Genomic DNA, 371 nt, shown 5'->3' on the forward strand with positions numbered 1-371 from the left:
TCATAACGTTGGGTTTGGATGTCGAATTCTTATCTAGTTTTCAAGGTACTTTTTGGTGGAGCCTAGCGGGATCGAACCGCTGACCTCCTGCGTGCAAAGCAGGCGCTCTCCCATCTGAGCTAAGGCCCCGTATACGAAGAAAAGGAATGGTGGGCCTGAGTGGACTTGAACCACCGACCTCACGCTTATCAGGCGTGCGCTCTAACCGACTGAGCTACAGGCCCATTCCATTATATAGATTTAATCTATCAAAACTAAACAAAACAACTATGTAAACACCGTTTGTATAGCACTGAAAGTGCTGTCGCTAGAACCCTGCCATGAGGCAAGGCTCTAGTTCCGTATTATCCTTAGAAAGGAGGTGATCCAGC

At 47.7% G+C, this 371-nt stretch carries 2 tRNA genes; both read right to left on the reverse strand.

The features are described 5' to 3' along the window. Positions 1-53: 53 nt before the first annotated feature. Positions 54-129, reverse strand: a tRNA-Ala gene (locus N782_RS20500). An 18-nt stretch (positions 130-147) separates the two neighbouring features. Continuing rightward, positions 148-224 (reverse strand) — tRNA-Ile (locus tag N782_RS20505). Positions 225-371: the final 147 nt, after the last annotated feature.

The organism is Pontibacillus yanchengensis Y32 (assembly GCF_000770635.1).
Lineage (GTDB): Bacteria > Bacillota > Bacilli > Bacillales > BH030062 > Pontibacillus > Pontibacillus yanchengensis.